The following is a 24124-nucleotide window of genomic DNA, read 5'->3' on the forward strand; positions in this document are numbered from 1 at the left end:
CTACTGCGACATCCAGCGACGCAGCGCCGCGTCCGACGCGCGCTGGGCGTCGCCGACCGCATCCTCTGCGGCATCGGGATCGACGTCGTCAGCCGATGCATCCGCCGCCGCGCCGCTCTCGACGTCGACCGCCACGGGCAGCTCGATCGGCGAGGTCGAGACGTCGTCCGGACGCCACTCGTCGGCGACCTGCGCGGATGCCGCCGGGACGTCGGGCACGTCGGGGATCCACAGCGAAAGCTCCTCGGCGTCGTACGCGTCGGTGTGCATCGAGGTGTCCCGCAGCGAGCCGGGCGACTCCGGCACGCGATCGAGCAGTGCGATCGCGTCGTCGACGTCCTGCTCCGCGTGCGCCACGAGGTCATCGCCGTCGACCCCCGCCGCGAGCGACTCGAGCAGAGCCTTCGCGTCGTCCACGACGTCGGCACGACCCGTGTCGTGACCGTGGATGAGCCACTTCGCGAACTCGAGCTCGGCGTACATGCGCGCTCGCTCGCGAGTGCGACCGTCGGGCGCGCGGCCGCTCGCGGCGACGTAGGCCGCGTAGACGTCGTCCGCCGCCGCCGGTGCCGAGGCGAGCCACTGCAGGTCGGTCGCGGGGTCGCCCACCGAGAGCCCGTGCCAATCGAGCAGGCCCGTGACCTCGGGTTCGCCCTCGATGTCTTCGAAGAGGAACGATGCCGCGCCCGCGCCGCCCAGCACGACGGCGGACTCGAATCGCCACAGCTCCTGAGCGTCGACGGCGCGGTTCCAACGGTCGCGCAGTGCGCGGGGGAGGACGCGCGTCGCGTCGGCGCGGTCGATGAGGCGCGAGACGTCGTCCCGGATCTGCTGAGGCGTGCGCACGGGGAGCCCCTCGGTGCGCACGATGGACAGGGGCAGGCCGTGCAGCGCGGCGAGCGCCGCGCCGAGGGACGTCGCGGCGCCGCGACCCGAGGGCAGGTGGGCGGCGTCGACGCGGTACCCGGGCAGGAAATCGACGACGATCGCGCGGCTGTCGCCGAGGCCCGTCTCGCCGAGGAGTTCGGGCGCGCGGAACGGCAGCAGACCGCGGACCCCGGGCGTGAGAGCGCGCAGGGCTCGTGCTTCGGCGGCGAGCTCGGTTGCGGCATCCGCCTCGGCGGGAACGCGGACGACGACCCGACGTCCGTCGTCGAGCTGGGCGACCGCGGAGTCGTAACGACCGGTCGCGCCCTCGGTCAGGGCGCCGACTCCGACGACCCCGACCCGCGGCAGAGCCGACGTGACGGACGCGGCTAGAGTGAGGGGTGAGCGTGCCATGTGCCCAGGTTAGGTCGGGTCTCCCGGCCCGCCCCCGCGCCACGCCCGTGCCGTCTCAGGCCGCCGTCCGGCCCGTGCCCGCGATGCAGAAGGGTCCACCGCCATGTCGTCCTCGCGTCGTCCCGCTCTCGAGGGCTTCCATCGCTCTGCCGACGAACGCGCGACGACGGGTCTCCTGGATGAGGCGACGGTGGATGACGCATCCCACGTCCTCGTCATCGCGGGCGATGCCGCACCGCTCGACGAGCCCGGTCGCCTGCACTGGCGCGCGCCCGCCGACGTGCCGGAGGGCGCGGAGTGGGCCTTCCTCGGGCGGGATGGGACGGGCGCCGCGGTGCTCGCCGCGGTCTTCGCGCAGGCCGACGACGAGCCGTTCGAGGCGCCGGGCGGATGGGCCGGACTCCGCGTGGTCGGCGGAGCGCTGCCGGCGCGCGAAGCCGAGATCTTCGTCGAGGCGCTGAGCCTCGGCAGGTGGCTGCTGGATGCCCCGTACTGCCCCGCGTGCGGGACGCGCACCCGGGGCGAGAACGCCGGCTGGTCGCGGAGGTGTCCGCACTGCGGCCGTGAGCACTTCCCCCGGACCGACCCTGCCGTCATCGTCGCGATCACGAGTGCGCGGCATCCCGATCTCCTGCTCCTCGGCTCGAACGCGCTGTGGGGTGCGAACCGGTACTCGTGCTTCGCCGGTTTCGCCGAGGCGGGGGAGTCCCTCGAGTCCGCCGTCCATCGGGAAGTGCACGAGGAGGCGGGTGTCGAGGTCGAGGACGTGCGCTACCGGGGCTCGCAGGCATGGCCGTATCCGCGTTCGCTCATGCTCGGATTCCTCGCGACGGCGATCGACGACGAGGCGGCGCGCGCCGACGGCGAGGAGATCGCTGCGGTGCGCTGGTTCACCCGCGACGAGATCGGAGAGGCCCTCGCGGGCGGCGGCGACGTCCTGCTGCCGGGCACCGCGTCGATCGCGCACCGACTCATCAGCGAGTGGCACGCGGGTACCTCATGAGCGACCGCGCCCTCGAAGGACTCGACGAGCGCCAGCTCGAGGCCGTCACGACGCTGCGCGGACCCGTCGCGGTGCTCGCGGGAGCGGGGACGGGCAAGACCCGGGTCATCACGCACCGCATCGCCCACGGCGTCGACACGGGTGCGTACTCGCCCGGCCGGGTGATGGCCGTGACCTTCACGGCGAAGGCCGCGGGCGAGATGCGCGGTCGGCTGCGCGGCCTCGGCGTCGAGGGCGTGTCGGCGCGCACGTTCCACGCGGCGGCGCTCGCGCAGCTGAACTTCTTCTGGCCGTCGCTCGCGGGGGACACCGCGCCGAAGATCGTCGACAGCAAGGTGCGCCTGCTCGCGCACGCCGCCGACGGCATCGGCATCGATCCCGACACCCCGACCCTGCGCGACGTCGCGTCGGGCATCGAGTGGCGCAAGGTCACGATGCGCTCGATCGACCAGTACGTCGCGGCGCGTCCGAACGGCATCGGGCGCCTGTCGGCAGGTCGAGTCGCCGATCTGCAGCGCGCGTACGAGAAACTCAAGGACGAGCGCCGCCAGATCGACTTCGAGGACGTTCTGCTGGCCTGCGCCGGGATGCTCGAGGCCGAGCCGCATGTCGCGAAGGCCGTGCACGAGCAGTACCGCCACTTCACGGTCGATGAGTTCCAGGATGTCTCACCGCTGCAGCATCGACTGCTCGAACTGTGGCTCGGCGAGCGGCACGACCTGTGCGTCGTCGGCGACGCAAGCCAGACGATCTACTCGTTCGCGGGCGCCGACGCGCGATTCCTGCTCGAGTTCGAGAGCCGCCATGTCGATACCCGCGTCGTCCGGCTCGAGACGAACTACCGATCGGATGCCGCGATCCTCGATGTCGCGAACGCGCTCATGCGGGGTCGTCCCGGAGCGCTGCACCTGCGGCCGTCCGCGCGTGCGGGCGCACGGCATCCTGTGCCCGCCGTGTCGGAGCATCGCGACGACCAGGCGGAGGCGCGCGCCGTCGCGACCGCCGTCGCGGGGCAGCTGGCCGAGGGCGTCGACCCGCGGGCGATCGCGGTGCTCTACCGCGCTCACGCGCAGTCGGCCGAGATCGTGACTGCCCTCGCCGACCGGGGGATCGCCGCGAGCGTCCTCGGCGGCAAGCGGTTCTTCGACCTGCCCGAAGTGCGCCAGGCGATCATGGAGCTGCGCGCGGCGACCGTCGCGCCGATCGAGACGGGGTTCGTCGACACCGTGCGCGACATCCTGCGCACCCGCGGTCTGACCGACGACCCCCCGCAAGCGGGCGGTGCGCTGCGCGACGCCTGGGAGGCGCGGGCCGCCGTCCTGCGCCTCGCGGAGGAAGCGCCCGAGGGGACGACGCTGCGCCTGTTCACCGACGACCTCATGGCGCGCGCGAAAGCCCAGGACGATCCCGCGCTGCGCACCGTCACCCTTGCGACGCTGCACGCCGCGAAGGGCCTCGAGTGGGACCACGTGCACCTGATCGGCTTCGCCGAGGGTCTGCTGCCGATCTCGTACGCGACGACGTTCGAGCAGGTCGACGAAGAGCGGCGTCTTGCATACGTCGGCATCACGCGGGCCGGGCGTACGCTCGCAGTCTCTTGGGCGCGAGGACCACGGGATCGTTCGGCGTCTCGATTCCTGCGAGAGATCGGCAGCGGCACTCTGGGTGCGGCGGGTGGGTCCGCACCGAGCGATGCACGACGCCACTACGCAGGTGCACCGAGGTCGCCTGCTGACGGAGCGGGCGGCGGGATGCCTCGTCGATGAGCCGCATCGCGGTGATGCCCGCCTCGATCACGAGCGCGGCGTCGAGGGCGGGCGCGGGCGCCGCGACGAGCTGACCCGCGAGCGCGGGCCACGCGGCATCCGCATCGGTGCGATGCCGGGCGATGCACGCGACGCACGCCGTTCGGCCCGGCACGACGAGCGGTCCGACCTCGATCGCGCCGGACGCCAGGACGAGTGGCAGGTGCGGCCGATCCGCCGCCGTGAGAGACGAGACCGTCCGCGGCGCGATCACGTGGTGCGTGACGACGAGGGTCGGCATCTCGGGCTTCTCGGAGGCGTGGATGACGTGTGCGGATGCGCCCGTCAGCTCGACCGCCTGGACGAGCAGCCACCGCAGCTCTTCGCGGGCGTCGGCGGGGAGCATCAGGGCGACGTCGCCCATGCGCCGCGGCTCGGGTGCGATGGCACGGCCGATGCGCTGGACGAATGCGGCCCCGGCGCCCTCGGGTGCGCCGAGGGCAGCGGCGACGGGTTCGAGAGCGGAGTCCGGGATGCCGTGCTCGAGCTCGCGTACGAGACGCTCCTGCCAGCGTTCGGGGCTTTCGATGATCGCAACGGCCGCGATGCCGAACTGCAGCGTCGTCGGCGTGCGCCACAGCGGCGTGTGGGCGGGATCGATCCGGAGCATGCCCCGATCCTCGCCCGCTCGCTGCGCGAGATCCTCGCTGTCCACAGATCCGGTGTCTGTGGAGGAGAGGATGCCGGGGGTCAGACCGGCCGAGGATCCTCAGGTTCGTCCGGCGCGTCCGACTCGGGCGTCCCCGGTGCGGCGCCGGGCTCCTCGCCTGCGAGCAGGCGCTCCAGCGCGTCGTCCATGTCGTCGCGCACGGGTTCCTCGCCGCGTGCCCGCGCCTCGAGGCGCGCAACGAGGGCCGCGGGGTCGTCGATGTCCTCGGCCGTCGGCATGAGGTCGGGGTAGTCCCACAGCGCGTCGCGCGCGGCGACGCCCACCGCATCCGTCACGGCACGCCACATCGCCGCGGCCTCGCGCATGCGTCGCGGACGCAGCTCGAGACCCACGAGCGAGCCGAGCGCACGCTCCGCCGGCCCGCCCACGGCGCGGCGACGGCGCACGGCCTCGGAGATCCGCGCGGCCGAGGGGAGGCGGGATGTCGCGTCCTCGGTGACGACGTCGACCCAGCCCTCGATCGTCGCGAGCAGGTTCTCGAGTCGGCCGAGGGCCGTGAGCTGCGCCTCGGACTTCGGGGGCAGCAGAGCGCCGCTCTCGATCGCACGACGGAGCTCTTCGGGCTCGGACGGGTCGAACCGCGACGCGAGCTCTTCGAGGGCATCGGTGTCGACGCGGACGCCCCGCGCGTAGTCGGTGACCTGCGAGATGACGTGGAGCCGCAGCCACTTCGCGTGCCGGAAGAGCCGGGCGTGCGCGAGCTCGCGCGTCGCGGCGTACAGCGCGAGCTGGTCGTCGGGCACCTCGAGGTCGCGACCGAAGTCGGCGAAATTCTGGGGGAGGATGGCGGCCTCGCCGTCGGGCATGAGCGGGATGCCCACGTCGCCGCCGCTCACGACCTCTTTCGACAGATCGCCCACGACCTGCCCGAGCTGAGCCGCGAAGAGCGAGCCGCCGACCATGCGCATGAGCCGGCCGGCACCCTGGATCATCCCCTGCATGTCTTCGGGTGCCTGCTCGCTCAGGGCCGACGTCATCGCGTCGGCCATGCTCGTGGCGACGGGGGCCGCGAGCTCCTGCCACACCGGCAGCGTCGCCTCGACCCATCCGCCACGCGTGAGCGTCTGCGGGGGCTGCGCGAGCTCGGAGATCGAGGTCGCCTCGCTGAGCCACAGCGTCGCGAGCGAGAACGCCTGGTCGAGGTCGGTGCGCTGACCGGCCGTCACGCCCAGGCCGTCCTGATTGGCGATGTGCAGCGCCTGGCGCTTCGTCGCATCCCACGAGATCCCGTCGTCGGAGCCTGCGAACGCGCCCTGCAGATGCCGCATGACGGTCTGCATCATCGCGGGATCGATGTTCATCCCGGTCAGCTTCTCGAGCTGCTCAGGGTCGAACTGCGCGCCGGAGCCCCCGAAGAGCTGCCGGATGAGCTCCTGGAATTCCTCTTCGGGCGAGCGATCGTCGTCTGCCACTTCAGCCGCCTTTCAGCCGGTTCATGACGTTGCGATCTACGCTAGTCGCAGCATCCATCGCACCCTCCGGCAGAGACCATCGCTGCTTACGCCGGTCGCGAACGACCAGGCTCGAGGAAGGTCCCTACTGTGGCGCTGTTCGATGAGAACGTCCAGGTGTCGAGCAGCATGACGCCCGCACCGCGCCGGCGCATGTCCAAGGGCATGGTCGCCGGCGTCTGGGCGCTCGCCGTCGCGCTCGTGATCCTCCTCGTGATCACGTTCCTGCCGACGTCGTACGTCATCCAGCGACCCGGCCCCGTCTACAACACGCTCGGCACCGCGTCGGCGGCCGACGGCACGCAGGTGCCGCTCATCTCGGTCGAGGGTGCCGACACGTACCCCACCGAGGGCGCGCTCGACCTGCTGACGGTGCAGGTCGTCGGCAATCGCGAGCGCACGCCGTCGTGGTTCGAGTTGGCGCTCGCGTGGTTCGATCCGACGAAGGCGGTCCTGCCGATCGACAACGTCTTCCCCGAAGGGCAGACGACCGACGAGCGCAACGAAGAGAGCGCCGCCCTCATGGTCGACTCCCAGAAGGAGGCGACCGCCGCAGCCCTCACGCACCTCGGCTACGACGTCGACCCGCACATCGAGGTCTACTCGTTCACCGATGATTCCGCGGCATCCGGGATCCTCGAAGAAGGCGACGTCATCCTGTCGGCGAACGGGACGCCGGTGTCGGATGCCGCGGCACTGCGCACGGTCATCAACGACGGCGACGGAGCACCGGTCGAGATGGTCGTCGAGCGCGAGGGCGAGGAGCAGACCGTATCGGTCACGCCCAAGGAAACCGAGGTCGACGGCGAGACGACCTGGCTCATCGGCGTCACGCTGCTGTCGGACTACACGTTCCCCTTCGACGTCGCGATCCAGCTCAACAACGTGGGCGGCCCGAGCGCGGGCATGATGTTCGCGCTCGGCATCATCGACACGCTCACCCCGGGCGAGCTGAACGGCGGAGAGCAGATCGCCGGCACGGGCACGATCGACTCGGCGGGCAACGTCGGGCCCATCGGCGGCATCCGCCAGAAGATGTGGGGCGCGGTCGGCGCAGGTGCGGACTGGTTCCTCGCACCCGAGTCGAACTGCGACGAGGTCGTGGGCTACGTGCCCGACGGTCTGCGCGTCTTCTCGGTCGAGACGCTCGACGACGCGATCGCGGCCCTCGATGCGATCTCGGGCGACGGCGACCTCGACGCGCTGCCGACCTGCGGCGCCGCCTCATAGGCGCGCCACAGCGGCGTACGCCCAGGGCAAACACGGCCAACCCACAGAAGACCGCCGCCTAGGATGAAGGGGTGACCACGACCTCTGCGCCGAACCAGGCCACGCCCTCTCGCTCCCGACGCGTCATCGCGATCACTCTGGCGATCATCGCCGCCCTCGTGGTGGCGTTCTTCGTCTTCGCGAATCTCTACGCCGACTTCCTCTGGTACGACCAGCTCGGCTTCGAGAGCGTCCTGCTCACGCAATGGACGGCGCGCGTCGTCATGTTCGTCGTGGGTTTCCTGGGGATGGCGGTACCCGTCTGGCTGTCGATCCAGCTCGCCTACCGCCTGCGTCCCGTATACGCGCGGCTGAGTTCGCAGCTCGACCGCTATCAGGAGGTCGTCGAGCCGCTGCGCCGCCTGGCGATGTGGGGCATCCCGATCTTCTTCGGATTCTTCGCGGGCTTCGCCGCGTCCGCCCAGTGGGAGACCACCTGGCTGTGGCTGAACGGCGTCCAGACCGCCGTGACCGATCCGCAGTTCCATCTCGACACCGGCTTCTACATGTTCGCGATGCCGTTCTACTCGGCGCTCGTCGGGTTCCTGTCGGCCGTCCTGCTCATCTGCCTGCTGGTCACGGCGCTCGTGGCCTACCTCTACGGTTCGGTGCGCATCGGCAACCGCGAACTGCGCATCTCGAAGGCCGCTCGCGTGCAGCTCGCCATCATCGCCGGTGTCTACCTGCTCGTGCAGGGCGCGAGCATCTGGCTCGATCGCTATCAGACGCTCGTCGAACCCGGTGCGCAGGGCCGCATCACCGGCCCCGGCTACACCGAGGCGAACGCCGTGATCCAGGGGCAGACGATCCTCGCGATCATCGCCGTCTTCGTCGCGCTGCTCTTCTTCGTCACCGCGATCATCGGGCGCTGGCGCCTGCCGCTGATCGGCACCGGTCTGCTCATCGTTTCGGCGATCGTGCTCGGCATCGGGTACCCGTGGGTCGTGACGACGTTCCAGGCGGTGCCGAACCAGAAGGCCTACGAGAGCCCGTACTACGAGCGCAACCTCAAGATGACGAAAGAGGCGTACGGCATCGACACGGTCGACAAGACCGAGTTCAGCGCCGAGACGACGGCCGAGGCCGGGCAGCTGCGCGCCGACGCCGATACGACGGCGCAGATCCGCATCATGGATCCCGCGATCATCGGCCCCACCGTCCGTCAGCTCGAGCAGTACCGCCAGTACTACCAGTTCGGCGATCCGCTCGACGTCGACCGCTACGAGATCGACGGCGAGATGCAGGACACCATCGTCTCGGTGCGCGACCTCAACATGAGCCAGCTCGGAGCGGGTTCGACGTGGGTCAACGAGACCCTCGTCTACACGCACGGCTACGGCATGATCGCCGCCGCCGGCAACGAGCGCACGGCCGACGGCAATCCGGTCTTCCTCGAGCGAGGCATCCCGGCGACGGGCTTCCTCTCCGACAACGAGGACTTCCAGCCGCGCGTCTACTTCGGCGAGTCCTCGCCGACGTACTCGATCGTCGGCGCGCCCGAGGGCACCGACCCGATCGAGCTCGACTACCCCTCGGGCGGCGACAGCGCGACGGGTCCGCGCACGACCTTCAGCGGCGACGGCGGGCCGTCGGTCGGCAACATCTTCAACCGCATCATCTACGCGCTGAAGTTCCAGTCCGAGCAGATCCTCTTCTCCGACGACGTGAACGACGACTCGCAGATCCTCTACGACCGCAACCCGGTCGATCGCGTGCAGAAGGCGGCGCCGTACCTCGAGCTCGACAGCGACCCGTACCCGACCGTGGTCGACGGCCGCATCAAGTGGGTCGTCGACGGCTACACGCTGAGCGCCAACTACCCGTACTCGACGACGGTGCCGCTCTCGCAGGCGATCGCGGATTCGAACAACCAGCAGCCGCGGTTCGCGCTGGACGACATCAACTACATCCGCAACTCGGTCAAGGCGACGGTCGACGCGTACGACGGCTCGGTCACGCTCTACGCGTGGGATCCCGAAGACCCTATGCTTCAGGCCTGGCAGAACGTGTACCCCTCGACGCTCAAGCCGATCAGCGACATGTCGGCCGATCTCATCAGCCACGTGCGATACCCGACCGATCTGTTCAAGGTGCAGCGCGCGATGCTGCAGATCTATCACGTCGACGACCCGGGCTCGTTCTACGAGCGCGACAACGCGTGGGCGACGCCGGAGGACCCGCAGAACTCCAATACGCTGCAGCCGCCGTACTACCTGACGATGCAGATGCCGGGGCAGGATGCCGCATCCTTCTCGATGTTCACCTCCTTCATCCCGTCCTCGACGACCGGCACCACGAGCCGAAACGTGCTCATGGGCTACCTCTCGGCCGACTCCAACGCCGGCCGGGAGGCCGGTGTCAAGGGCGAGGACTACGGCAAGCTCAGGCTGCTCGAGATCTCGGCCGACACCCCGGTGCCCGGACCCGGCCAGGTGCAGAACCGCTTCGACTCCGACCCCACGGTCTCGCAGCAGATCAACGTGCTCACGATCGGCCAGTCCGAAGTGCTCAACGGCAACCTGCTGACCCTGCCGGTCGGTGGCGGTCTGCTGTACGTGCAGCCGGTCTTCGTGCAGTCGGCCGAAGGCACGCAGCTGCCGCAGCTGCGCAAGGTGCTCGTCGCATTCGGCGACGACATCGCCTTCGAGGACACCCTGAACGAAGCGCTCGACGTGCTGTTCGGCGGCGACTCCGGCGTCGACACGGGTGACGGCACCGTCGTGCCGGAGGAACCCGGTGAGGGAACCCCGACTCCCGAGCCGACCGAGCCCGGCACCGAGACCCCGGGCACGGGTGTCCCGTCGGCCGAGTTCGAGGCGGCGCTCGCCGATGCGCAGCAGGCCATGCTCGACCGCGACGCGGCGCTCAAGGCGGGCGACCTCACCGCCTTCGCCGAGGCGGACGAGCGCCTGACCGCAGCCGTCAACCGCCTGCTGACGCTCAGCCCCATGGACTGAGCCACCGGCCTCAGACGCGAAGCGCGCCGTCCCCTCCCGGGCGGCGCGCTTCCGCGTGCGCCCGGTCCGTTGCGTGTCCCACTTCGCTTCGAATGGATGCCGGATACCGCGCGTTCGTGGGACACGAAGCGCGGGAATGGGGACACGCGCAGGATTGATCAGGCGGTGAGGATCGCGAACCAGATCAGCAGGAGCGTCACGAGGAACCCCGCGAGCTGATTGAGCCACAGGAACCGGTCCCACCCGCGGGTGGCGGTGACCGCGGTCTCGTCGGTCACGCGTCGGAAGGGCCACACCGTCGCGAGGTAGGGGAGCGCCACCACGGCGGCGAGAGGCCCGGGCCACGTCGTGAAGAGCATGACGACGCCCGCGGCCGCGTAGCAGGCGAGCGAGAACCAGACCGTCCAGCGCGCGCCGCGCGCGGTCGCGATCGACGAGATGTCCGCTTCGCGGTCGGCCACGACATCCTGCACCGCGCCGAAGGCGTGCGAGGCTGCGCCCCACAGCGCGAAGGCGACGATCACGAGGGCGAGCTGCCACGTCCAGACCGCGCCTGCCAGGACGAGTGCGTACACGGCCGGCGAGAAGAAGTGGATGCTGCTGGTCACGGAGTCCGCGAACGGGACCTCCTTCAACCGCAGCGGCGGCGCACTGTAGAAGACGACGAAGAACAGGCTCGCGGCCAGCACGAGCCACGAGACGGGCGACCCGACGACCACGAGGTACACGACGAAGGGGAGACACGACAGTCCCGCCGCCCACAGCGTGATGCGGTGCATCCGCCGGTCGAGCACGGCCCCGTGGGCCCCGCCCTTGCGCGGATTGCGCAGATCCGACTCGTAGTCGAACACGTCGTTGATGCCGTACATCGCGAGGTTGTACGGCACGAGGAAGAAGAGCGTGCCGATGATGAGCGTCGCGTCGATCTCGCGGGTGGTGAGCAGGTAGGCGGCGGCGAACGGGTAGGCGGTGTTGATCCAGCTGACGGGCCGCGACGAGACGAAGAGCTGCGTCGTGACGTTCCTCGAATCGGATGCCGCGCTCACGCGTCCGCCTTGCCGCGGTCACGGCGGCGCAGCAGCGTGTGCACGGCCGGCACGAGGAACGCCGCGCAGATCGCGTACGAGAAGTCCTCGATGGGGGCGAGGCCGATCCGCAGTCCGCTCAGGTGCTCTTCGGGATAGGTGAACAGCCCCGCCGCGATCATCAGATTGTCGAAGACGGCGGTGAGCAGGAACAATGCGGCCGCCGTGAGGGAGGAGAGCGCCATGCGGTGACCGAAGTCGGGACGACGGATCGTCGAGAGTGCGACGATCGCGGTGACGACGGCGAAGGGGATGACCAGAAGCGGGTAGGTCATGCCGCGCCCTCGGCATCTCCGCGGCGCAGCAGCCGGTCGATCCCGCCGTAGACGACGAGGGCGAGGTAACACAGGAACGCGAGGAAGAACGGCTCCTCGAGGGGCAGCTCGGGCGCGAGATCGACGTCGAGCAGCGCGGGGGAGCCGCCCTTGACGAAGATGCCCAGTGCGATGCCCGCGGCATCCCACGCCAGGAAGAACGCCGTGCCGATCGCGACGGCCACCGCCGTGCGCCCCGGACTGCGCCACGCGGCGAGGCGGAACCGCCAGTCGAGGGCGCCCACGCCCGCGGCACTCAGCAGGATGATCGCGAGATACAGGCCGGGCACGCTCACACTCTCGCACGATCGGGCTCGGGCAGGGGACCCGGTGTGCGATCGCCACGCAGGCGCTTGAGCACGAGTTCGGCCGAGATCAGGCACATCGGCAGACCGATGCCCGGAAGAGCGGAAGCCCCCGCGTACAAGAGCCCGCTGACCTTCTTCGAGGCGTTGCGCGGACGGAACACCGCGCTCTGTCCGAGGGTGTGCGCGAGTCCGAGCGCGTTGCCGCGCCACGCGTGCAGGTCCGCGGCGAAGTCGCCGGGAGCGATCGTGCGGCGGACGACGATGCGATCGGCGAGGTCCGGGATGCCGCAGCGCGCGGCGATCTGGGCGATCACGTGATCGGCGGCCGCCTCGATCCGCGGATCGCCGTCGCCGTCCTCGCCGCCCCGTCCGAGCGTGGGATCGGCGGGGATCGGCACGAGGACGAAGAGATTCTCGGATCCGGTCGGCGCGACGCTCGGATCGGTCGCGCTGGGGCGGCAGACGTACAGCGATGCCGGATCCGGGATGCGCGAGGGCGTGCCGAAGATGTCGTCGAAGTTCGCCTTCCAGTCCTCGGCGAACAGGAGCGTGTGATGCGCGAGCTGGGGGAGCGCGCCCTCGACGCCGAGGAGCACCAGGAGCGCTCCCGGACTCGGCGTGCGCTTCGTCCACCACGACTCGGGATAGCTCTGCAGCTCGCGGGGGAGCAGCGCCGTCTCGGTGTGATGGAGGTCGGCGGTCGAGACGACGAGCTCGGCCGCGTGCCGCGTGCCGTCTGCGAGACGGATGCCGGTGGCCGCGGCATCCGTCGTCTCGATCTGGACGACGTCGGCGCCCGTCATGATCTCGACGCCTTCGGCGCGCGCGAGGCGCTCGATCGCACGGATCACCTCGGTGAACCCTCCGCGCGGGTAGAGCACGCCCTCGTCGAGGTCGAGATGGCTCATGAGGTGGTAGAGGCTCGGGACGCCGTAAGGGGACCCGCCGAGGAACACGGCGGGGTAGCCGAGGATCTGCCGCAACCGTCGATCCGTGAAGCGTCGGTCGATGTACGACGCGAGCGAGCGGGTGAGCAGGGGAGCGAGCGTCGGGAGCCGCCGGACGACGGCAGGGTCGCGCAGGCCGGCCGTGGACTCATACGTGTCGTAGAGGAACCGGTTCACGGCGAGGCCGTAGGCGTCGCCCGCCGAGTCGAGGTACGCGTCGAGGGCCGCGCCCGCACCGGGCTCGATGGCGTCGAAGAGCGCGGTCGCGTGCGCGCGCCCCGACCGCACGTCCACCGGTGCCCCCGCGGACCCCGAATAGACGCGATAGGCGGGGTCGAGGGGTGCGAGCTCGAGCTCGGCCTCCGCCGATGTGCCGAGCAGGGCGAAGAAGTGCTCGAACACCTCGGGCATGAGGTACCAGCTCGGGCCCGTGTCGAAGCGGAAGCCGTCCTTCTCCCACGATCCGGCGCGACCGCCGATGTCGTCCCGGCCCTCGACGATCGTGACGCTCCATCCGTCGCGCGCGAGCAGGGCGCCCGTCGCGAGTCCGGCGATCCCCGCGCCGATGACGATCGCGCGCCCCGGCTCCCGCCGGGCGCTCACGCGCGCGCCCCGCGCGGTGATCCGCCGAGCATCGCGCGCACCGCGATCCGCGCCTTCACGGCATCCGGTACGCGCACGCGCATGGATCCGTCGTCCGATCGCCGCAACCGCTCGGACAGCGCGGCGAACAGATCGTGCGCGGCCGTCACCGCGCGGCGGCAGTCGGCAGGGAGGAGCGGGATGACGGATGCCGCGGCCGCGAGGTCGCCGTCGATGCGGTCGAGCACGGCCGCGCGCGTCGTGGCGCCGGTCGAGACCCCGAGGTAGTCGCGGCCGAGCGCGGCTTCGTCATGATCGAGATCGCGGAGGAAGTTGACGTCCTGGAACGCCGCTCCGAGTCGTCGTGCGCCGTCGACGAGCACGTCGGCAGGGGCGGTGGGATGCTTCGACCCCGCGTTGACGAAGACCTGCAGGCACATGAGCCCGACGACCTCGGCCGAGCCGTAGACGTAGGCGTCGTGCGAGGCGTCGTCGTGGTCGTACGTCGACAGGTCGGTGCGCATCGACGCGAAGAACGGGCGGACGAGGTCGGCGCCGATGCCGCATTCGCGGGCCGTGAGCGCGAACGCGTGCACGACGAGGTTCGCGCTGAACCCGCGGTCGATCGCCCGCAGCGTCTCGATCTCGAGTTCGTCGAGCACGGCCTCGGCTTCGGTGGGGCTGAGGCCCGCGGCCTCGGCCGGCCCGTCGACGATCTCGTCGGCGACACGGACGAGCGCGTAGATGCTCCGCACGTGCGGGCGCGGGCGCGCGCCGAGCAGGCGGCACGCGAGGCCGAACGACGTCGAATACTGCGAGATGACGGCGGCCGCGGCATCCCGAGCCGTCTCGTCGTACAGCGCGAGACTCGTGGGCACGCCGCGGCGGACGGTGCGATCGGTCACGGGACGCGGTCCTCCACTCGGTTCGCGAGCACGCGCAGCAGGTCTCCCGCCGGCGTCGGCAGCGTCGGGTCGTCCGCGGTGAACCGCACGCGCGCGAGGGTGTCGTCGATGAGCCCGCGCAGCTGCTGCCGGGCGCCGCTCTCATCGAGCATGCGCTGTGCCTCGCGGATCGCGATGGGGCCCGTGTGGGCGACCGCGAGGGCGTCGCTGACGCGCGGCCACGCGGTCGTCCCGCGCGCGAGCGCGACGAGCGGCGTCTGCTTCGCCTCGCGCAGGTCGCCGCCGGTCTCGCGACCCGCCTGCTCCTCGGACCCGAAGGCGCCGATCAGGTCGTCGACCAGCTGGAACGCGAGACCGAGATCGCCGCCCGCTTCCTCCAGCACCGTCAGGGCGTCGGCGTCCGCTCCCGCGAGCACAGCGCCGGCCGCGAGGGGCGCGCGGAACGAATACACCGCCGTCTTGTTGAACGCGGTCTCGAGCAGCGCAGAGGCTTCGGCCGTGCCCGATGTGACGCTGTTCTCGACATCCGCGAGTTCGCCCGCAGCCGAGACGTAGACCGCGTCGTCGAGCAGTGCGTAGAGGCGCGCCCGCAGGTCCGCGGGGACATCGGCGAGGGCGATGAGTCGTGAGGCCTCGTGCAGCAGCAGGTCGCCCGCCAGGATCGCTGCGGCATCGCCGAGCAACGCAGCGCCCGCGGCATCCGCCCCCTGCGCGGCGCCGCGCTCGCGGAACTCTCCGGCGATGTTCGGGATGCCGCGGCGCACGGTGTCGTGATCGATGACGTCGTCGTGCACGACGAACGCCGTATGGAGCAGTTCGAACGCGGCAGCCACCGGGTAGAGGCCGTGCGCACGCGCGGAGTCGCCGCCGAAGGCCTCGTACGCCGCGACGACCAGCGCAGGTCGCAGGCGCTTGCCGCCCGCCGAGGCGCGCGCCACTGCGAGACCGAGTGCGGCGAACCCACCGCCGAGCGCCTCCGCGCGACCGCGCAGTCGCGTGATCGCGTCGTTGATCGCGTCGTCGATCGCCGCGCGCGTCGGAGGATCGATCATGATGCCCGTCGCTGTGGGAGTCGGCCCGCGTCGAAGATGTGCAGTTGTCGGGACTGCAGAACGAGCCACGGGCTGAAAGCCCAGGGCGTCGCATCGATGGATGTCGCGAGATCCACCGGATCCACCCACTGGGCGTCGATGACCTCGAGTGGATTGAGGGTGAGCTCGTCGCTCGTGCGCGCCGTGTACACGGGGCAGACCTCGTGCTCGACGATGCCGCTCGCGTCGGTCGCCCGATAGCGGAACAGGGGGAGTGCGAGCTCGAGGTCGGTGAGCGTGATCCCGAGCTCATGTTCGGCGCGCCGGTGCACGGCGGCGATCACGGGTTCTGCCGGCTTCGGGTGGCCGCAGAACGAGTTGCTCCAGATTCCCGGCCACGTCTTCTTGCCGAGCGCGCGGCGTGTCACGAGCACCTGACCGTCGTCGTTCATGACGTGGCACGAGAATGCCAAGTGGAGGGCGGTGTCGGTGCCGTGCACGCTGCTTTTCGGCGCTGTGCCGATGGGTCGGCCTTCGTCGTCGAGCAGGACGACGTGCTCGGTGTCGACCATGGAGTCCTCCTTGAATTCGCTAGTTTATCTAGCGATCAGCGTGTGCACGATGATACAAGGGGAGGGAGGGAGTGTCCACATGAGCCAGCCCTGGCAGCCGCAGACGCCTCACGAGCGCGCCGTGATGGACGTGCTCGTCGCCATCCGCGCCTTCAGTGACGCCATGGATCGCATGTACGGCGGCATGAAGGGCGACATGGAGATGAACGCCACCGACCTCGCCGCGCTGCGGATGCTCATCATGCGCGAACAGCGCGGCGACACCGTCAGCCCTCATCAGGTTGCGAAGCATCTGCGCATCTCGACGGCATCCACCACCAAGCTCATCGACCGCCTCGCCCTCGCGGGGCATGTCGAGCGCAGGCCCCACCCTCGGGACCGTCGCGCGCGCATCGTCGTGCTCACGCAGACGTCGCGGAGCGAGTTCTATCGGCACTTCGGTGAACGACTGCAGCTCATGCGCGGCATCGCGACGCGGTACGACGACCGTGAGCTCGCTGTCATCGCGCGATTCCTGTCCGAAGTGGGCGACGTCCTCGACCCGAAATAACGTGCGCAGCCGGGGCCCGCCTGAAGTGCGTAGTCCGCGTGTGAGCGCGAGGTTCAATGCGATTCAGAGTGCATCCCCGTGCGCACGGAGAACCATTCTCAACGGACGCTCGCACGGCGGCATGAGGCGAAACGGAAGAAGGCGCCCCGTGAACGGGACGCCTTCTTCTCTTTGTTGCGGGGACAGGATTTGAACCTGCGACCTCTGGGTTATGAGCCCAGCGAGCTACCGAGCTGCTCCACCCCGCGGCACAAGTAGATAGCCTAGCACGGCTTCTCGGGGGGTGGATGCCACGGGCCGCCGTCGCTTGCCCGGTCCGCCGTCCGCGCGACAGGATGAAGCATGACCTCCCCCCGCGATGCGGATCCCCTGGACGACATCCCCGACGGTCGCGACGAGACCGCCGCCGAACGCGCGGATCGCAACTGGGTGGAAGTCCTGCAGGAGTTGCGCGTGCTGCAGACGGGCACCCAGATCCTGACGGGCTTCCTGCTCGCGCTCGCGTTCCAGCCGACGTTCAGCGATCTGAGCGACGGGCAGCGCACGCTGTACCTCATCCTCGTCGTCCTGGCCGCCCTGAGCGCCATCGTCGCGCTCGCACCCGTCGCACTGCACCGTGTGCTGTTCCAGCGCCGCGCGAAGCCCCGCGTGGTCGAGTACGGACACGCGGCACTCATCACGTCGCTGCTCACGGTCGCGGTGCTGCTCATCGGTGTCGTGGCCTTCGTCTTCGACGTCGTCGTGGACGGGGCGGCGTCCTGGGCGGCCGTCGTCGCGCTCAGCGTCGTCCTCGTCCTGCTGTGGATCATCGCCCCCGCCATCATCCGCGCGCGTCACTCCCGGAAGGAGCGCTCGTGACGAGCCCGACCACCGCCATCGCCGTCGGCCAGTTCGCCCCGACGGCCGACACCGCGGCGAATCTCGCGATCATCTCGGAGCTCGTGGCCGAGGCATCCCGCCGTGGGGCGAAGCTCATCGTCCTGCCCGAGTACGCGAGCTGGTTCATCGACCCCTTCGACGAGTCGCTCGCGGCGCACGCGCAGGATGTGGACGGCCCGTTCGTCCAGCGCCTCGTCGCCCTTGCCGGCGAGCACGCGATCCACGTCGTCGCGGGTCTTCTCGAGCGCGGAGATGCGGGTCGCGTGCGCAATGCCGTCGTCGCGGTCGACGGCACCGGACTCCTCGCGACCTATCGCAAGCTGCACCTCTACGACGCCTTCGGACAGCGCGAGTCCGACTGGGTCGAGCCCGGCGAGATCGCCGCCCCCGAGACCTTCGTGCTCGACGGCCTGACGTTCGGGCTCATGACCTGCTACGACTTGCGGTTCCCCGAGTCGGGGCGTGTGCTGGCGGATGCCGGAGCCGACGTCGTCCTCGTACCCGCCGAGTGGGTGCGGGGGCCGCTCAAGGAGCACCACTGGCGTACGCTCCTGCAGGCTCGCGCGATCGAGAACACGCTGTTCGTCGCAGCCGCGGATCATCCGCCGCCCCTCGGCGTCGGGCTGTCGATGGTCGTCGACCCCCAGGGCGTCGAGCTCGTGGGGATCGGCACCGGCACCGGGGTGGCCGTCGCGCACCTCGACCGCGACGCCGTCGCGCGGGTGCGCCGCGTGAACCCCGCACTGCGGCTGCGCCGGTTCGCCGTCGTGCCGAAGTCCTAGGCGGAAGCCGGCGGCTCAGGAGCGCAGCACCGACAGGCGGGATGCCGCCTCCTCCAGCACCTCGATGCGCTTGCAGGCGGCGAAGCGCACGAGCGTCCCGTATTCGTGCCGGTGCGTCGGAGAGGCGAAGGCCGTGAGCGGGATCGCGACGACTCCGGCGCGCTCGGGCAGCTCGCGGCAGAAGACCGCGGCATCCCTCGCCCCGACGCTCGACGCGTCGGCGACGGTGAAATACGAGCCCGCCGGAACCGAGACGTCGAAGCCCGCCGCCTGAAGGCCCGCGCCGAGGATGTCGCGCTTGCGGGCCATGTCCTCGGCGATCCTCGCGAAGAAGGCGTCCGGCAGCCGCAGCCCGGTCGCGATCGCGGGCTGGAACGGAGCACCGTTCACGTAGGTCAGGAACTGCTTGACCGCCAGGACGGCGTCGACGAGCGGAGCGGGACCCGAGATCCATCCGATCTTCCAGCCGGTCGTGGAGAACGTCTTGCCGCCCGAAGAGATCGTCAGAGTGCGCTCCCAGGCGCCCGGCAAGGTCGCGATCGGCACGTGCGGGCCGTTGAAGACGAGGTGCTCGTAGACCTCGTCGGTGAGGATGACGGCGTCGTGCTCGTGCGCGAGACGGACGACCGCCTCGCGGACCTCGGCGCCGAACACCGCGCCGGTGGGGTTGTGCGGATCGTTCACGAGGATGACGCGGGTGCGGTCGGTCACCGCGGCCGCGAGCTCGTCGAGATCGGGCTGGAAGTGCGGCCACCGCAGCGGCACCGTCACGATCCGGGCGCCCGAGAGCGCGACGACAGCCGCGTACGAGTCGTAGTGCGGTTCGAAGACGACGACCTCGTCATCCGGCCCGTCCACCAGCGCGAGCAGCGCGGCGGCGAGAGCCTCGGTCGCGCCCGCGGTCACGACGACGTCGCGGTGCGGGTCGAGCGCGATGCCGTAGAACCGCTCCTGATGATTCGCGATCGCGTGGAGGAGGTCCGGGATGCCGCGGCCCGGCGGGTACTGGTTGACGCCGTTGGCGATCGCGGCGCGCGCGACCTCGAGCACGTCGGCCGGCCCGTCCTCGTCAGGGAACCCCTGGCCCAGATTGATCGCGCCCGTGCGGCTCGCGAGGGCGGACATCTCGGCGAAGATGGTCGGACGGATGACGCCGTCGTGGCCGATCAGGCCGGCGCCCGCCGCCGCGCGACGCCAGGCACCGGGGATCTCTCGCATCCTGAAACCGTACTCGCCCTCTGCAGATCATTCGCGTCGTGCTCTTGTGCTTTGCATAGGTGGGACGCATCCGCGGCATAAGAAACGCACAGCATCCGCGGGCACAGTGGAGGAAGCTTGAAGAAGGAGCAACCATGAGCGACAACCAGGGCGAGCGTCCGCAGGACGAGACCCCCGCAGACCAGACTGCGGCAGAAGGCGACCCCACGACCGACGCATCCGCTCCCGCGGCTGCCGCGACGGCCGCACCGCAGGCACCGGAGGCGACGACGCCCCCGGCTGCGGCTCCCCAGACCCCCGCGACGCCCCCCGTCGCTCCTCCCGCCGGCTGGACGATCCCCGCGCGTCCCGCCGCACCCGCCGGGGCTGCGCTGGCGTACGCCCGTCCCCAGGGCTACGCCGGCCAGCCCGCCGGGCCGCAGGCCTATGCGGGTCAGGCGCCGTACGGTCAGGCGCCCTACGGTGCATCGTTCGGTCAGGCAGCCGCCCGCCCGGGTGAGACCCAGCCGACGCTGCCGCTGACGGGCGCCGTGCAGACCGCCCCGGCACCCAAGAAGCAGAAGACCGGCACGAAGGTCGCGGGTCTCATCGTCGCGGCCGCCCTCGTGAGCGGCGCCGCCGGTCTCGGCGGAGTGTGGATCGGGTCGAACCTGTTCTCCAACGACGGCATCACCCCCGCCGCCGGTCCGAGCACGGTCACGGTCAACGACACCGAGTCGGTCAATCAGACGACGGCGATCGCGGCGAAGGTCGTCCCGAGCGTCGTCACGATCGAGGCATCGAGCCAGAGCGGCTCGGGCACCGGTTCGGGCGTCGTCCTCACGAGCGACGGCTACGTCGTGACGAACACGCACGTCGTGACCCTCGACGGCGCTTCGAGCGACGCGACGATCCGCGTCACGACGTCGGACGGCCGCGTCTTCGACGCAGAGATCGTCGGCACCGACCCCACGTACGACCTCGCGGTCATCAAGCTGGTGGATGCCGAGGGCCTCACGCCCATCGAGTTCGCCGACTCCTCGAAGCTCAACGTCGGCGACCAGACGATCGCCGTCGGCGCACCGCTGGGCCTGTCGAACACCGTCACGACGGGCATCGTGAGCGCGCTCAACCGCTCGATCGAGATCCAGTCCTCGGCCGCCCCCGATTCGAGTGCCGAGCCTGAGGACGGCGACGACAGCGAGCAGCAGAACCCCGAGGACCAGTCGCCGTTCTTCTTCGACTTCGGTCAGGGCGAGCAGCAGCAGGGCCAGGCCACCGAGACGATCAAGATCGCGGTCATCCAGACCGATGCCGCGATCAACCCCGGCAACTCCGGCGGCGCGCTCGTCGACTCGTCCGGCGAGCTCATCGGGATCAACGTCGCGATCGCCTCGGCGGGCGGATCGTCGGGTCAGTCCGGCAACATCGGCGTGGGCTTCTCGATCCCGTCCGACATCGTCCAGCGCATCACCGACGAGATCATCGCGGACGGCGCTGCGACGCACGGACTCCTGGGCGCGAACGTGCTGTCGGCGGCCTACGTCGAGGGAACGACCATCACCGGTGCCTACATCGACGAGGTCGTGGACGGCGGCGCAGCGGCGGAAGCCGGCCTGGCGAAGGGCGACATCGTCACGGCCTTCAACGGGGTGCCGGTCACCGACTCGGTCGACCTCACGGCGCAGGTCCGTGCGGCGGCCGCCGGCTCCGACGCGACGGTCACCTTCGTCCGCGACGGCAAGACCCAGACGGTCGACGTCACTCTCGGCGAACTCCAGTAACACGGTTCGAGGACGCCACCCCGCGATAGGCTCGCGGGGTGGCGTCCTTCTCATTCGGCGCGGGGAATGCGCGAAAGCTCGCAGCGATCCCGCTGTATGCCGCGGGGCGCATGCTGACCGCCATCGTTCCGCGCTCGCGCGACGAGTGGGTCTTCGGGTGCGGCGCCGGCATCGGCGACGGGGCCCTGGCGCTGTGGGATCTCGTCGCGACCGAAGGGCACGCGGCCGTCTGGCTCGTGGGCTCGGAGCGCGAGGCGAAGGATGCCGCAGCCCGCGGCATCCCGTGCCTCCCCAAGACGTCGCTCGCCGGGCTCTGGCGCACCGCGCGGGCGCGTGTCGTGGTGGTCACCCACGGGTTCGGCGACGTCAACCGCTATGCCGTTTCCGGCGCCTTCGTCGTGCAGCTGTGGCACGGCATCCCGCTCAAGCGCATCGGACTCGATTCCCCCGAGACGCTGCGCCTTCCCGGACCTCTGCGCCGACTGCCGGTCGCCGGTGCGGCGCGGCGCCTGCTCGCGACGATGTTCCGCGGCGCGATGCGCCGCATCCGCGTGCTCCCCGCGGCGTCCGACGTCGTCCGCGGCCGGCTCGAGTCGGCCTTCGCGCTGCCGGACGCCCGTGTACCGGTGACGGGTGAACCGCGCGTCGACGTTCTGTCGCAGGGCGACCCGCAGGTGCGGCGTGCGCGGGCGCGTGCCACGATCGTCGCCCTCACGGGGGATCTCGATCCCGAGTCCCGCCTCGTGCTGTACGCGCCGACGTGGCGCGACGGCGACGTCGATCCCGCGATCCCCGCACCCGACGAATGGGCCGCGATCCTCGACGTCCTCGAGCGCGAGAACGCGACGCTGCTGGTGCGCTCGCACCCGCTCGGTGCGGGTGACTACGAGCCGCCGACACCGGATCCGCGCGTGCGGAGTCTCGGCAGCGACCTCGTCAGCGACGTCACGCCTCTGCTGTCGGGGCTCGACGCCCTCGTGACCGACTATTCGTCCCTCGCGTTCGACGCGGCACTCGTGCCGTTGCCCGTCGTCTACCTCGCCCCCGACGTCGAGGAGTACGCGCGCAGGCGCGGCTTCTACGGGCGGTACTTCGACGTCGCGGGGGAGCGGTGGTCGTCGACCTGGCAGGATGCCGCAGCCGACCTCGCCGCAGTCCTGGGCGATCCGCAGGAGCACGAGCGGCGGGTCGCGGCATCCCGTGCCCTCGACGACGCCGTGCACCGGCATCGCGACGGCCGCAACACCGAGAGGGTGTACCGTGCGATTCTGGCGGGCCTCGCCCGCGACCCGAAGAAGGGACGTCGATGACCGACGCACGGTTCCAGACCGAGTCAGGCGAGCCGGCGCTCGTGCTCTCGGGCACGGGTGCGCGCCCGTCCGCCGTGGCGCTGGTGGGTCCGCGTGCGCGGGTCGAGGCGTCGCTCACGGGTCGCGGCAAGACGTGGCGGGCTGTCCTTCCGCTACGGGCGGCACGCTGGGGCGGGCCGGAGCTTCCGCTGCCCTCGGGCACCTATCGCCTCGAGTCGTCCGGCATCCACGACGCACCGGGATCGCTCCCGACCACGCTCCTCGGCACCCTGCGGGCGAGCCTCGAGGGCTGGACCGTCCGCATCGGACCCCCGATCGACCCCGCCTACGACTCGGGCGAGGGGCAGGATGCCCTCGAGCGGCGCTACCAGACCCGGCCGGGCGGACTCGAGAACGCGGTGTTCTTCGAGAGCTTCTACGGCCGCAACGCGAGCTGCAATCCGCTCGCGATCGATCGCGAGCTCGCGCGCCGCGCGCCGGGCGTGACGCGGTACTGGAGCGTGGTCGACCTCTCCGTCCGCGTCCCCGACGGCTCGATCCCGGTCGTCGACGGGAGCCCCGAGTGGTGGCGCGCGCGCGGCGCTTCGCGCCTGCTCGTCGTCAACGACTGGCTGCGGCGGCGGTTCGAGCGACGTTCGGGCCAGGTCGTGCTGCAGACGTGGCACGGCACGCCGCTCAAGCGCCTCGCGCTGCATCGGCCCGGCTTCGATCCGCGCCGTATGGCGGCGGTCGTGCGCGAATCGCGACGGTGGAACGTCCTGCTCGCGCAGAATCCGTATGCCGCACGGCTCCTCGGCAAGGCCTACGCGTTCCTCACACGGCCGATCTGGGTCGAGGGGTACCCGCGCAACGACGTCCTGGTCACGGGCGACGGCAGCGCCACGCGCGAGGCCCTCGGCATCCGTCCCGACGAACGCGTCGTCCTCTACGCGCCGACGTGGCGCGACGATCGCGACGAGATCGTCGACTTCCTCGATCCCGCGGCCCTCGCATCGGCGATCGACGCCGTCGTGCTGGTGCGCGGTCATTCGCGGACGCTGCAGCCGGGGAAGGATGCCGCCGGTCCGCGCGTCATCGACGTCACGGCATTCCCCGACACGTCGCAGCTGCTCCTGGTCGCCGACGAGCTCGTGACGGACTACTCGTCGGTCATGTTCGACTTCTCGGTCACGGGCAAGCCCATGTACTTCCTCGTGCCCGACATGGAGCACTACCGCGGCGAGCTGCGCGGCTTCTACTTCGACCTCGCCGATCACGCGCCCGGGCCCGTCGTCCGTTCGCAGGACGAGCTGATCGCCGCGCTCGCGTCGCCCGACCCCGCGACCCACGCCGAGAAGTACGCCGTGTGGCGTGCGAAGTTCAATCCGCGTGACGATGGTCACGCGGCGCAGCGTGTGGTCGCCCGCATCCTCGACCAGGGCTTCGTCGCCCGCTGACGCCGC

Annotated in this window: 20 protein-coding genes and 1 tRNA gene; 10 read left to right on the top strand and 11 right to left on the bottom strand. The window is 70.6% G+C overall.

What is annotated here, in order from left to right:
• A complete protein-coding gene (locus MA876_RS17765) occupies positions 1-1281 on the bottom strand; it encodes a phosphotransferase (protein WP_248152699.1) in 1281 nt (426 codons plus the stop codon).
• A gap of 103 nt (positions 1282-1384) precedes the next feature.
• On the opposite strand from MA876_RS17765, the gene nudC reads away from it, so the two are divergent.
• Positions 1385-2284, top strand: a complete 900-nt coding sequence (nudC, locus tag MA876_RS17770) for an NAD(+) diphosphatase (RefSeq protein ID WP_248152701.1) — start codon at positions 1385-1387, stop codon at positions 2282-2284.
• Entirely contained in the window at positions 2281-4050 is a 1770-nt protein-coding gene (locus MA876_RS17775) for an ATP-dependent helicase (RefSeq protein ID WP_248152704.1), read from the top strand. Before nudC ends, MA876_RS17775 begins: the two co-directional genes overlap by 4 nt.
• A gap of 729 nt (positions 4051-4779) precedes the next feature.
• Here MA876_RS17775 and MA876_RS17780 read toward each other — a convergent pair.
• Entirely contained in the window at positions 4780-6171 is a 1392-nt protein-coding gene (locus MA876_RS17780) for a zinc-dependent metalloprotease (RefSeq protein ID WP_248152706.1), read from the bottom strand.
• Between the two features lie 129 nt (positions 6172-6300).
• On the opposite strand from MA876_RS17780, the gene MA876_RS17785 reads away from it, so the two are divergent.
• Both MA876_RS17785 and MA876_RS17790 read left to right on the top strand, forming a co-directional pair.
• Complete coding sequence (locus MA876_RS17785; protein ID WP_248152708.1) at positions 6301-7440, top strand: YlbL family protein; 1140 nt, start codon at positions 6301-6303, stop codon at positions 7438-7440.
• A 71-nt stretch (positions 7441-7511) separates the two neighbouring features.
• The gene (locus MA876_RS17790; protein WP_248152710.1) at positions 7512-10436 is read left to right on the top strand and encodes a UPF0182 family membrane protein; all 2925 of its coding nucleotides are present in this window, start codon (positions 7512-7514) and stop codon (positions 10434-10436) included.
• 158 nt (positions 10437-10594) lie between these two features.
• Here the strand turns inward: MA876_RS17790 and MA876_RS17795 are convergent, their stop codons facing one another.
• From MA876_RS17795 to idi, 7 genes are read right to left on the bottom strand one after another with little or no spacing between them, the layout of a single operon-like run.
• Positions 10595-11482, bottom strand: a complete 888-nt coding sequence (locus tag MA876_RS17795) for a prenyltransferase (protein WP_248152712.1) — start codon at positions 11480-11482, stop codon at positions 10595-10597.
• A complete protein-coding gene (locus MA876_RS17800; protein ID WP_248152715.1) occupies positions 11479-11796 on the bottom strand; it encodes a lycopene cyclase domain-containing protein in 318 nt (105 codons plus the stop codon). Before MA876_RS17800 ends, MA876_RS17795 begins: the two co-directional genes overlap by 4 nt.
• Complete coding sequence (locus tag MA876_RS17805; protein WP_248152716.1) at positions 11793-12125, bottom strand: lycopene cyclase domain-containing protein; 333 nt, start codon at positions 12123-12125, stop codon at positions 11793-11795. Before MA876_RS17805 ends, MA876_RS17800 begins: the two co-directional genes overlap by 4 nt.
• A gap of 2 nt (positions 12126-12127) precedes the next feature.
• A complete protein-coding gene (crtI, locus tag MA876_RS17810; protein ID WP_248152718.1) occupies positions 12128-13693 on the bottom strand; it encodes a phytoene desaturase family protein in 1566 nt (521 codons plus the stop codon).
• Entirely contained in the window at positions 13690-14577 is an 888-nt protein-coding gene (locus tag MA876_RS17815; RefSeq protein WP_248152720.1) for a phytoene/squalene synthase family protein, read from the bottom strand. The genes crtI and MA876_RS17815 overlap by 4 nt, the downstream gene beginning before the upstream one ends.
• On the bottom strand, positions 14574-15629 hold the full coding sequence (locus tag MA876_RS17820) for a polyprenyl synthetase family protein (protein ID WP_248152722.1): 1056 nt from the start codon (positions 15627-15629) through the stop codon (positions 14574-14576). Before MA876_RS17820 ends, MA876_RS17815 begins: the two co-directional genes overlap by 4 nt.
• Positions 15626-16180: an isopentenyl-diphosphate Delta-isomerase gene (gene idi, locus MA876_RS17825; protein WP_248152735.1), complete on the bottom strand. Its 555-nt coding sequence runs from the start codon at positions 16178-16180 to the stop codon at positions 15626-15628. The genes MA876_RS17820 and idi overlap by 4 nt, the downstream gene beginning before the upstream one ends.
• Before the next feature lie 79 nt (positions 16181-16259).
• Here idi and MA876_RS17830 point away from each other — a divergent pair, with 79 nt between their 5' ends.
• Positions 16260-16730, top strand: coding sequence for a MarR family winged helix-turn-helix transcriptional regulator (locus MA876_RS17830; RefSeq protein ID WP_248152737.1), 471 nt, complete (start codon positions 16260-16262; stop codon positions 16728-16730).
• Between the two features lie 174 nt (positions 16731-16904).
• Here the strand turns inward: MA876_RS17830 and MA876_RS17835 are convergent.
• A tRNA-Met gene (locus MA876_RS17835) sits at positions 16905-16978 on the bottom strand.
• A gap of 94 nt (positions 16979-17072) precedes the next feature.
• Between MA876_RS17835 and MA876_RS17840 the strand changes: the two genes are divergently transcribed.
• Positions 17073-17588 carry a DUF6328 family protein gene (locus MA876_RS17840; RefSeq protein WP_248152739.1) on the top strand — a complete coding sequence of 172 codons (516 nt, stop codon included), beginning with the start codon at positions 17073-17075 and terminating at the stop codon, positions 17586-17588.
• Positions 17585-18391, top strand: coding sequence for a carbon-nitrogen hydrolase family protein (locus MA876_RS17845; protein ID WP_248152740.1), 807 nt, complete (start codon positions 17585-17587; stop codon positions 18389-18391). The genes MA876_RS17840 and MA876_RS17845 overlap by 4 nt, the downstream gene beginning before the upstream one ends.
• Before the next feature lie 15 nt (positions 18392-18406).
• Here the strand turns inward: MA876_RS17845 and MA876_RS17850 are convergent, their stop codons facing one another.
• Positions 18407-19609 carry an aminotransferase class I/II-fold pyridoxal phosphate-dependent enzyme gene (locus MA876_RS17850; RefSeq protein WP_248152751.1) on the bottom strand — a complete coding sequence of 401 codons (1203 nt, stop codon included), beginning with the start codon at positions 19607-19609 and terminating at the stop codon, positions 18407-18409.
• A 134-nt stretch (positions 19610-19743) separates the two neighbouring features.
• Between MA876_RS17850 and MA876_RS17855 the strand changes: the two genes are divergently transcribed.
• The 3 genes from MA876_RS17855 to MA876_RS17865 are packed head-to-tail and all read left to right on the top strand — an operon-like array spanning position 19744 to position 24118.
• On the top strand, positions 19744-21372 hold the full coding sequence (locus tag MA876_RS17855) for a S1C family serine protease (protein ID WP_248152754.1): 1629 nt from the start codon (positions 19744-19746) through the stop codon (positions 21370-21372).
• A 38-nt stretch (positions 21373-21410) separates the two neighbouring features.
• On the top strand, positions 21411-22682 hold the full coding sequence (locus MA876_RS17860; RefSeq protein ID WP_248152756.1) for a CDP-glycerol glycerophosphotransferase family protein: 1272 nt from the start codon (positions 21411-21413) through the stop codon (positions 22680-22682).
• Positions 22679-24118, top strand: a complete 1440-nt coding sequence (locus MA876_RS17865; RefSeq protein WP_248152757.1) for a CDP-glycerol glycerophosphotransferase family protein — start codon at positions 22679-22681, stop codon at positions 24116-24118. Before MA876_RS17860 ends, MA876_RS17865 begins: the two co-directional genes overlap by 4 nt.
• Positions 24119-24124: the final 6 nt, after the last annotated feature.

The sequence above is a fragment of the Microbacterium aoyamense genome (assembly GCF_023155855.1).
Classification (GTDB): domain Bacteria; phylum Actinomycetota; class Actinomycetes; order Actinomycetales; family Microbacteriaceae; genus Microbacterium; species Microbacterium aoyamense.

What these genes read in the sequence shown, in the direction of transcription:
- MA876_RS17765 (WP_248152699.1), bottom strand. Translation starts at nt 1,281, where the DNA reads ATGGCACGCTCACCCCTCACTCTAGCCGCGTCCGTCACGTCGGCTCTG.
- nudC (WP_248152701.1), top strand. Translation starts at nt 1,385, where the DNA reads ATGTCGTCCTCGCGTCGTCCCGCTCTCGAGGGCTTCCATCGCTCTGCC.
- MA876_RS17775 (WP_248152704.1), top strand. Translation starts at nt 2,281, where the DNA reads ATGAGCGACCGCGCCCTCGAAGGACTCGACGAGCGCCAGCTCGAGGCC.
- MA876_RS17800 (WP_248152715.1), bottom strand. Translation starts at nt 11,796, where the DNA reads ATGACCTACCCGCTTCTGGTCATCCCCTTCGCCGTCGTCACCGCGATC.
- MA876_RS17820 (WP_248152722.1), bottom strand. Translation starts at nt 15,629, where the DNA reads ATGATCGATCCTCCGACGCGCGCGGCGATCGACGACGCGATCAACGAC.
- idi (WP_248152735.1), bottom strand. Translation starts at nt 16,180, where the DNA reads ATGGTCGACACCGAGCACGTCGTCCTGCTCGACGACGAAGGCCGACCC.
- MA876_RS17830 (WP_248152737.1), top strand. Translation starts at nt 16,260, where the DNA reads ATGAGCCAGCCCTGGCAGCCGCAGACGCCTCACGAGCGCGCCGTGATG.
- MA876_RS17840 (WP_248152739.1), top strand. Translation starts at nt 17,073, where the DNA reads ATGACCTCCCCCCGCGATGCGGATCCCCTGGACGACATCCCCGACGGT.
- MA876_RS17850 (WP_248152751.1), bottom strand. Translation starts at nt 19,609, where the DNA reads ATGCGAGAGATCCCCGGTGCCTGGCGTCGCGCGGCGGCGGGCGCCGGC.
- MA876_RS17855 (WP_248152754.1), top strand. Translation starts at nt 19,744, where the DNA reads ATGAGCGACAACCAGGGCGAGCGTCCGCAGGACGAGACCCCCGCAGAC.
- MA876_RS17865 (WP_248152757.1), top strand. Translation starts at nt 22,679, where the DNA reads ATGACCGACGCACGGTTCCAGACCGAGTCAGGCGAGCCGGCGCTCGTG.